Origin of the sequence: Xanthomonas dyei (genome assembly GCF_002939865.1) — a bacterium.
Taxonomy (GTDB): Bacteria; Pseudomonadota; Gammaproteobacteria; order Xanthomonadales; family Xanthomonadaceae; genus Xanthomonas; species Xanthomonas dyei.
This window is the reverse complement of the sequence record NZ_MDEE01000081.1, coordinates 1-5,696: the sequence shown is the minus strand read 5'-3', so window position 1 is coordinate 5,696 and position 5,696 is coordinate 1. Positions and strand designations below refer to the sequence as shown.

The following is a 5,696-nucleotide window of genomic DNA, read 5'->3' as shown; positions in this document are numbered from 1 at the left end:
GGTGTTGACGAAACGCAAAAGCCGGCTATGATGGGCGGCTCGCTACACGGAAAGACGCTACGGCGGATTGAGGTGCAGCGGCGGCAACGTCCTCTTCACGAGGGGTTGACGGAGATGAAAAGCCTGCTAATATGGCCGGCTCGCTTCGCAGAAAACCTTCGGGTTGAAACGAAGCAGCGTCAACCACCTCGGCAACAAGGTGTTGGCGGCAAGAAAAAGTCCGCTATAATGGGCGGCTCGCTTCGACGGAAACGACGAAGCTGACGGGAGCGGCGCTGAGGCCACTTCCCAATGTTCTTTGACAGTGTGCGCAGGTAATTTGTGCGGACGCCTGCAGGAAGGATGATTGTCCATCTTGCAGACGTTTAATCAAAAAGCAACATATTAATTGCTTTGCAAGCGATAAGTTGTCAGTGGTTGAACTTCTGCAGCTAAAGTAATTTGTCTTCGGACATGTAATTTTAAGTGAAGAGTTTGATCCTGGCTCAGAGTGAACGCTGGCGGCAGGCCTAACACATGCAAGTCGAACGGCAGCACAGTAAGAGCTTGCTCTTATGGGTGGCGAGTGGCGGACGGGTGAGGAATACATCGGAATCTACTCTTTCGTGGGGGATAACGTAGGGAAACTTACGCTAATACCGCATACGACCTACGGGTGAAAGCGGAGGACCTTCGGGCTTCGCGCGATTGAATGAGCCGATGTCGGATTAGCTAGTTGGCGGGGTAAAGGCCCACCAAGGCGACGATCCGTAGCTGGTCTGAGAGGATGATCAGCCACACTGGAACTGAGACACGGTCCAGACTCCTACGGGAGGCAGCAGTGGGGAATATTGGACAATGGGCGCAAGCCTGATCCAGCCATGCCGCGTGGGTGAAGAAGGCCTTCGGGTTGTAAAGCCCTTTTGTTGGGAAAGAAAAGCAGTCGGTTAATACCCGATTGTTCTGACGGTACCCAAAGAATAAGCACCGGCTAACTTCGTGCCAGCAGCCGCGGTAATACGAAGGGTGCAAGCGTTACTCGGAATTACTGGGCGTAAAGCGTGCGTAGGTGGTGGTTTAAGTCTGTTGTGAAAGCCCTGGGCTCAACCTGGGAATTGCAGTGGATACTGGGTCACTAGAGTGTGGTAGAGGGTAGCGGAATTCCCGGTGTAGCAGTGAAATGCGTAGAGATCGGGAGGAACATCCGTGGCGAAGGCGGCTACCTGGACCAACACTGACACTGAGGCACGAAAGCGTGGGGAGCAAACAGGATTAGATACCCTGGTAGTCCACGCCCTAAACGATGCGAACTGGATGTTGGGTGCAATTTGGCACGCAGTATCGAAGCTAACGCGTTAAGTTCGCCGCCTGGGGAGTACGGTCGCAAGACTGAAACTCAAAGGAATTGACGGGGGCCCGCACAAGCGGTGGAGTATGTGGTTTAATTCGATGCAACGCGAAGAACCTTACCTGGTCTTGACATCCACGGAACTTTCCAGAGATGGATTGGTGCCTTCGGGAACCGTGAGACAGGTGCTGCATGGCTGTCGTCAGCTCGTGTCGTGAGATGTTGGGTTAAGTCCCGCAACGAGCGCAACCCTTGTCCTTAGTTGCCAGCACGTAATGGTGGGAACTCTAAGGAGACCGCCGGTGACAAACCGGAGGAAGGTGGGGATGACGTCAAGTCATCATGGCCCTTACGACCAGGGCTACACACGTACTACAATGGTAGGGACAGAGGGCTGCAAACCCGCGAGGGCAAGCCAATCCCAGAAACCCTATCTCAGTCCGGATTGGAGTCTGCAACTCGACTCCATGAAGTCGGAATCGCTAGTAATCGCAGATCAGCATTGCTGCGGTGAATACGTTCCCGGGCCTTGTACACACCGCCCGTCACACCATGGGAGTTTGTTGCACCAGAAGCAGGTAGCTTAACCTTCGGGAGGGCGCTTGCCACGGTGTGGCCGATGACTGGGGTGAAGTCGTAACAAGGTAGCCGTATCGGAAGGTGCGGCTGGATCACCTCCTTTTGAGCATGACGTCATTCGTCCTGTCGGGCGTCCTCACAAATTACCTGCATTCAGAGATTCATACCGGCACAGGTCGGTATGCGAAGTCCCTTTTGGGGCCTTAGCTCAGCTGGGAGAGCACCTGCTTTGCAAGCAGGGGGTCGTCGGTTCGATCCCGACAGGCTCCACCATATTGAGTGAAAAGACTTCGGGTCTGTAGCTCAGGTGGTTAGAGCGCACCCCTGATAAGGGTGAGGTCGGTAGTTCGAGTCTACCCAGACCCACCACTCTGAATGTAGTGCACACTTAAGAATTTATACGGATCAGCGTTGAGGCTGGTACGTGTTCTTTTATAACTTGTGACGTAGCGAGCGTTTGAGATATCTATCTAAACGTGTCGTTGAGGCTAAGGCGGGGACTTCGAGTCCCTAAATAATTGAGTCGTATGTTCGCGTTGGTGGCTTTGTACCCCACACAACACGTACATATAGCTCCGAGGCAACTTGGGGTTATATGGTCAAGCGAATAAGCGCACACGGTGGATGCCTAGGCGGTCAGAGGCGATGAAGGACGTGGTAGCCTGCGAAAAGTGTCGGGGAGCTGGCAACAAGCTTTGATCCGGCAATATCCGAATGGGGAAACCCACTGCTTCGGCAGTATCCTGCAGTGAATTCATAGCTGCTGGAAGCGAACCCGGTGAACTGAAATATCTAAGTAACCGGAGGAAAAGAAATCAACCGAGATTCCCTAAGTAGTGACGAGCGAACGGGGAACAGCCCTTAAGCTGGAATGGCTTTAGAAAAACAATCTGGAAAGATTGGCCATAGAAGGTGATAGCCCTGTATTTAAAAGGGCCACTCCAGTGAAGACGAGTAGGGCGGGGCACGTGAAACCCTGTCTGAATATGGGGGGACCATCCTCCAAGGCTAAATACTCCTGACCGACCGATAGTGAACCAGTACCGTGAGGGAAAGGCGAAAAGAACCCCGGAGAGGGGAGTGAAATAGATCCTGAAACCGTGTGCGTACAAGCAGTAGGAGCTCGCAAGAGTGACTGCGTACCTTTTGTATAATGGGTCAGCGACTTACTGTTCGTGGCAAGCTTAACCGTATAGGGGAGGCGAAGGGAAACCGAGTCTGATAAGGGCGCATAGTCGCGGGCAGTAGACCCGAAACCGGGTGATCTAGTCATGGCCAGGGTGAAGGTGCCGTAACAGGTACTGGAGGCCCGAACCCACGTCTGTTGCAAAAGACGGGGATGAGCTGTGATTAGGAGTGAAAAGCTAATCGAACCCGGAGATAGCTGGTTCTCCTCGAAAGCTATTTAGGTAGCGCCTCGGACGAATACTACTGGGGGTAGAGCACTGTTATGGCTAGGGGGTCATCGCGACTTACCAAACCATTGCAAACTCCGAATACCAGTACGTACTATCCGGGAGACACACGGCGGGTGCTAACGTCCGTCGTGAAAAGGGAAACAACCCAGACCCACAGCTAAGGTCCCAAATTCACTGCTAAGTGGAAAACGATGTGGAAAGGCACAGACAGCCAGGAGGTTGGCTTAGAAGCAGCCACCCTTTAAAGAAAGCGTAATAGCTCACTGGTCGAGTCGGTCTGCGCGGAAGATTTAACGGGGCTAAGCAGTGAACCGAAGCTTGGGGTGCATAAAACTTGTTTTATGCGCGGTAGAGGAGCGTTCCGTAAGCCTGCGAAGGTGGATTGAGAAGTCTGCTGGAGGTATCGGAAGTGCGAATGCTGACATGAGTAACGATAATGCGGGTGAAAAGCCCGCACGCCGAAAGCCCAAGGTTTCCTTGCGCAACGTTAATCGACGCAGGGTTAGTCGGTCCCTAAGGCGAGGGCGAAAGCCGTAGTCGATGGGAAGCAGGTTAATATTCCTGCACCTCGCGTGAGTGCGATGGAGGGACGGAGAAGGTTAGGTGTACCGGGCGTTGGTTGTCCCGGGGAAAGGCGGTAGGTTTGAATCTTTGGCAAATCCGGGATTCTTTAAGACCGAGCACCGAGACGAGCCTTTATGGCGAAGTCACTGATACCACGCTTCCAGGAAAAGCTCCTAAGCTTCAGCTCACGAAGACCGTACCGTAAACCGACACAGGTGGGTAGGATGAGAATTCTCAGGCGCTTGAGAGAACTCGGGTGAAGGAACTAGGCAACATGGCACCGTAACTTCGGGAGAAGGTGCACCCTTTTTGGTGGCTCATGCGAGCTATAGCTGAAGAGGGTCGCAGAAACCAGGCCGCTGCGACTGTTTATCAAAAACACAGCACTCTGCAAACACGAAAGTGGACGTATAGGGTGTGACGCCTGCCCGGTGCTGGAAGGTTAATTGATGGGGTCAGCCGCAAGGCGAAGCTCTTGATCGAAGCCCCAGTAAACGGCGGCCGTAACTATAACGGTCCTAAGGTAGCGAAATTCCTTGTCGGGTAAGTTCCGACCTGCACGAATGGCGTAACGACAGCGGCGCTGTCTCCACCCGAGACTCAGTGAAATTGAAATCGCTGTGAAGATGCAGCGTTCCCGTGGCAAGACGGAAAGACCCCGTGAACCTTTACTATAGCTTTACACTGAACGTTGAGTTCGTCTGTGTAGGATAGGTGGGAGGCTATGAAACTGTGGCGCTAGCTGCAGTGGAGCCATCCTTGAAATACCACCCTGTCGTGCTTGACGTTCTAACCTAGATCCGTTATCCGGATCAGGGACCGTGTATGGTGGGTAGTTTGACTGGGGCGGTCTCCTCCTAAAGAGTAACGGAGGAGCACGAAGGTACGCTCAGCGCGGTCGGACATCGCGCACTGTGTGCAAAGGCATAAGCGTGCTTGACTGCAAGATCGACGGATCAAGCAGGTACGAAAGTAGGTCTTAGTGATCCGGTGGTTCTGTATGGAAGGGCCATCGCTCAACGGATAAAAGGTACTCCGGGGATAACAGGCTGATACCGCCCAAGAGTTCATATCGACGGCGGTGTTTGGCACCTCGATGTCGGCTCATCACATCCTGGGGCTGTAGTCGGTCCCAAGGGTATGGCTGTTCGCCATTTAAAGTGGTACGCGAGCTGGGTTCAGAACGTCGTGAGACAGTTCGGTCCCTATCTGCCATGGGCGTTGGAAGTTTGAGAGGGGCTGCTCCTAGTACGAGAGGACCGGAGTGGACGAACCTCTGGTGTTCCGGTTGTCACGCCAGTGGCATTGCCGGGTAGCTATGTTCGGAAGCGATAACCGCTGAAAGCATCTAAGCGGGAAGCGCGCCTCAAGATGAGACTTCCCGGGGCACAAGCCCCCTAAAGGAACCATATAGACTATGTGGTTGATAGGTCAGGTGTGTAAGTACAGCAATGTATTGAGCTAACTGATACTAATGATCCGTGCGGCTTGACCATATAACCTCAAGTTGCCTTGGTCCCAACGAACGTTGGTAGATCACCAAACGCAAGCTACGTCACAAGTTAACTATGCGAGACGAGCGCCGTAGGTGCTTCCACACGCAAACGCTTGCACAGCAATGTGCGCACGTTTGAGGAAGTTCCATCTGGCGACTCTCCAACCGTCTCCCTGGTGAAATTAGCGCTGTGGAACCACCCGATCCCATCCCGAACTCGGAAGTGAAACGCAGCTGCGCCGATGGTAGTGTGGCTCAAGCCATGCGAGAGTAGGTCATCGCCAGGGGCTTTACCCGAAACCCTCAGTCCAAC

Annotated in this window: 1 protein-coding gene, 2 tRNA genes and 3 rRNA genes; all 6 read left to right on the top strand. The window is 53.5% G+C overall.

Features of this window, described 5'->3' with window-relative positions; translation table 11 throughout:
* Positions 1 to 264, top strand: a 264-nt coding sequence (locus XdyCFBP7245_RS24345) for a hypothetical protein (RefSeq protein ID WP_211287772.1), incomplete at its 5' end; no start/stop codon positions are given.
* Between the two features lie 198 nt (positions 265 to 462).
* Positions 463 to 2,009 (top strand): 16S ribosomal RNA (locus XdyCFBP7245_RS22945).
* A 94-nt stretch (positions 2,010 to 2,103) separates the two neighbouring features.
* Positions 2,104 to 2,179, top strand: a tRNA-Ala gene (locus tag XdyCFBP7245_RS22940).
* Between the two features lie 19 nt (positions 2,180 to 2,198).
* Positions 2,199 to 2,275, top strand: a tRNA-Ile gene (locus XdyCFBP7245_RS22935).
* Between the two features lie 228 nt (positions 2,276 to 2,503).
* Positions 2,504 to 5,384 (top strand): 23S ribosomal RNA (locus tag XdyCFBP7245_RS22930).
* A gap of 171 nt (positions 5,385 to 5,555) precedes the next feature.
* Positions 5,556 to 5,670: ribosomal RNA gene (rrf, locus tag XdyCFBP7245_RS22925) — 5S ribosomal RNA — on the top strand.
* The 16S, 23S and 5S rRNA genes sit together here with 2 tRNA genes alongside, the layout of an rRNA operon.
* Positions 5,671 to 5,696 lie beyond the last annotated feature (26 nt).